General features: G+C 74.2%; 2 protein-coding genes and 1 pseudogene. 1 reads left to right on the top strand and 2 read right to left on the bottom strand.

Going from position 1 to position 3,351, the window contains the following annotated elements; all coding sequences use genetic code 11:
- Positions 1 to 205 precede the first annotated feature (205 nt).
- A complete protein-coding gene (gene panB / locus ABZ749_RS32180) occupies positions 206 to 1,051 on the top strand; it encodes a 3-methyl-2-oxobutanoate hydroxymethyltransferase (protein WP_357234478.1) in 846 nt (281 codons plus the stop codon).
- Between the two features lie 51 nt (positions 1,052 to 1,102).
- Here the strand turns inward: panB and npdG are convergent, their stop codons facing one another.
- Complete coding sequence (gene npdG, locus ABZ749_RS32175) at positions 1,103 to 1,801, bottom strand: NADPH-dependent F420 reductase (RefSeq protein WP_357234475.1); 699 nt, start codon at positions 1,799 to 1,801, stop codon at positions 1,103 to 1,105.
- 146 nt (positions 1,802 to 1,947) lie between these two features.
- Positions 1,948 to 3,264, bottom strand: a pseudogene (locus tag ABZ749_RS32170) (RNB domain-containing ribonuclease); the annotation flags it as partial.
- Positions 3,265 to 3,351: the final 87 nt, after the last annotated feature.

The following is a 3,351-nucleotide window of genomic DNA, read 5'->3' as shown; positions in this document are numbered from 1 at the left end:
CAGCGCCCCGTCCGGGCAGTCCAGCGTCAGCGTCCCCGAGCTGGGCGACGCCTGCCGGGCCCCGGCGCCGGGTGCCCAGGTGGGGTGGCCTCGCGCTGGTGGAGTGACATCTTGCACTGGGCCCTGCCGTCAGCCCGTCTCGCGGTGCGACGATCGCGACGGAACCCGGGGACCGCGCAGGCGGCCTCGAGGAAGGGAGACAGAGATGGTGGAGTCCACTCCGCACGAGGTGACCGCGTTGTACGGCGGCCCGGCCACCCGACGGGTCCGCACCCGCGACCTGATGGCCGCCAAGGAGCGCGGCGAGCGCTGGCCGATGCTCACCTCGTACGACCAGTACACGGCGTCGATCTTCGACCAGGCCGGTGTTCCGGTGCTGCTGGTCGGCGATTCGGCCGCGAACAACGTGTTCGGCTACGAGACCACCCTGCCGATCACCGCCGACGAGCTGCTGCCGCTGGTCCGGGCCGTGGTGCGGGCGACCCGGCAGGCGCTGGTCGTCGGTGACCTGCCGTTCGGCTCGTACGAGGAGGGCCCGGCCCAGGCGCTGCGCACCGCCGTCCGGTTCATGAAGGAGGGTGGCTGTCACGCGGTGAAGTTGGAGGGTGGCCGCCGTAACGCCGCGCAGATTGCCGCGATCGTCGATGCCGGCATCCCGGTGATGGCGCACATCGGATTCACCCCGCAGAGCGAGCACACCCTGGGTGGCTACCGCGTGCAGGGTCGCGGCGACGCCGCCGACGAGGTGCTGGCCGACGCACGGGCGGTGGCGGAGGCGGGCGCGTTCGCTGTGGTGCTGGAGATGGTGCCCGGCGAGGTGGCCAAGCGGATCACCCACGAGCTGCCGATCCCCACCGTGGGCATCGGCGCGGGCCCGGACACCGACGCGCAGGTGCTGGTCTGGCAGGACATGGCCGGGCTGCGGACGGGCAGGGCGCCGCGCTTCGTGAAGCGGTACGCGGATCTGGCCGGTGCTCTCACCGACGCCACCCGCCGTTTCGCCGACGAGGTCCGCGGCGGCGAGTTCCCCGCCGCCGAACACACCTTCTAGTACCGACGAGGGTCGGGGTGCTCCCGCGCCGGGGCACCCCGCCGCTCGGGGTCAGAGGTCGGTGACGCGGATACCGGCGTGCGCCTTGTAGCGCTTGTTGATCGCGATCAGGTTGGCGGTGAACGCCTCGATCTGGTGGGCGTTGCGCAGCCGCCCGGCGTAGATGCCCCGCATGCCGGGGATCCGGGCGGCGAGCGCGCCGACGATGTCGACCAACTCACGGTCCTCGGTGCAGATCAGCACGTCCAGGTCGATCCGGTCGACCTCGGGGTCGGCCAGCAGCGGAGCGCTGACGTGGTTGAACGCGGCGCAGACCCGGGAGTCGGGCAGCAGCGCGGCGGCCTGCTGCACGGCGCTGCCCTCGGCGACGGTCAGCGCGTACGGGCCCTGCTTGTCGAAGCCGAGCGGGTTGACGCAGTCGACGACGATCCGGCCGGCGAGCGGCTCGGCGAGGGCGGCGACGGTGGCGGCGTGCCCGTCCCACGGCACCGCGATGATCACCACGTCGCTGCGTCGGGCCACCTCGTCGTTGGCAGCGCCGGTGACGCTGCCGCCGGTCGGCACCCCGGGCAGGGCGGCGATCTCGGCAGCGGACTCGGCGGCCCGCTCAGCCGATCGGGATCCGATCAGCACCGTCTGGCCGGCCCGCGCGAACCGGTAGGCGAGGCCCCGCCCCTGGTCGCCGGTGCCGCCGATGATGCCGACCGTCAGCCCGGACACGTCGGGCAGCGTGCTCGCGTCGTATGCCATGGCCTCATCCTCGCAAACCGCCTGGCCCGTCAGCAGCGCCGAGCCCTGTGAGAATCCCCGCTGCCGTGAGCGACAGCGCCGCCGAGGACGAGCCACGGCGGGCGACCGCGCCCACGGGGATGACCGGGCCCGCGACGGCGACCCGGTCAGGCCAGCTCGAACAGGACGGTACGGGCCGCCGGGTCGGCGGTGACCAGGCGTACCCGGACCCGTTCGCCGAGCGGCAGCTGGCCGAGGCAGCGGGCGCGGACCGGCGGGGCGTCCAGCGCGACGGTGCCACCGGGCGGTCGGGGCCGGGACTTGCCGTTGGGCGGGGCGTCGACGTCGAGGACGGCCGCGTCGAAGGTCTCGCCCACCCGGTGCTCCAGCACCGCCGCCTCGGCCAACTCGACGGCGCCGCGAGCCGCCGCCGAGGCGACCCGGTCGGTGCTCGCCATGACCTCGGGCAGTCGGGGCAACGCGGCGCGGGCCCAGTCGGGCACCGCCTGGCCGGCGTGCAGAGCCAGGCAGACCTCGGTGGCGTACCGGTCGGCCAGCCGCCGCAACGGTGCCGTCACGTGGGCGTACGCGGCCGCCACGCCACCGTGCTCCGGATGCTCCGGCAGCTCCCCGTCGAAGGCGGTGTACGCGGCACCGCGCATCAGCTCCGCCGCCTGGTCGATGAACGCGGCGGCGCGCGGCTGGGCGGCGTCCAGACCGGCGATGACCTGACCCGGGCCCACGTCGTCCGGCCAGTGCACGCCCAGCGGCGCGGCGGCGGCCCGGAGCCGCTGCACCGCTTCCGGCTTGGGCGCCGGCATCGTCCGCAGCAGACCCACCCGGCCGGCCAGCATGATGTCGGCGGCGGCCATTCCGGTCAGCAGGGAGATCTGCGCGTTGTGCTCTTCCATCGGCACCGGCGCGCGCAGCACCAGCCGCCAGCCCTCACCGTCGGGTTCCAGGTCCTGCTCGGGCAGCGGCAGGTTGATGGCGCCCCGGCTCAGCCCACGGGCGGTCAGCCGGTCGCCGATCTCCGGTAGCAGCGCGATCGGGTCGGGTAGCCGCCCGGCCTCGGCTGCCGCCTGCACCCCGGTGTAGTCGAGTTTGGCGCGGCTGCGGACCAGGGCGCGTTCCAGCTCGACGGCGACGGTGCCGCCGTCGGCGTCCAGGTCGATGGTCCAGAGCACCGCGGCCCGGTCGTCGTCGGGCAGCAGGCTGGCCGCACCCTCGCTGAGGGTGCGCGGGTGCAGCGGCACGTTGCCGTCGGGCAGGTAGATGGTCTGCCCCCGCCGCCAGGTCTCCGCCTCCAACGCCCCACCCGGGGTGACGTGCGCGGCGACGTCGGCTATCGCGTACCGCACCCGGTAGCCGCCACCGGGGCGGCGGGCGAGGTGCATCGCCTGGTCCAGGTCCCGCGAGGTGGCGGGGTCGACAGTGACGAACGGTATGTCGGTGCGGTCGACGGGCGGGGGGGGGGGGGGGGCCCCCCCCCCCGCGCGCTAACCCCCGGGGGGGGGCCGGGCCCCAAAAGGAAATCACACCACAGTACAACACACACCCAAAAAAAAAAA

The organism is Micromonospora sp. NPDC047753, assembly GCF_040642735.1.
GTDB lineage: Bacteria > Actinomycetota > Actinomycetes > Mycobacteriales > Micromonosporaceae > Micromonospora.
This window is presented reverse-complemented; position numbering and strand designations above follow the sequence as displayed.

What these genes read in the sequence shown, in the direction of transcription:
- panB (WP_357234478.1), top strand. Translation starts at nt 206, where the DNA reads ATGGTGGAGTCCACTCCGCACGAGGTGACCGCGTTGTACGGCGGCCCG.
- npdG (WP_357234475.1), bottom strand. Translation starts at nt 1,801, where the DNA reads ATGGCATACGACGCGAGCACGCTGCCCGACGTGTCCGGGCTGACGGTC.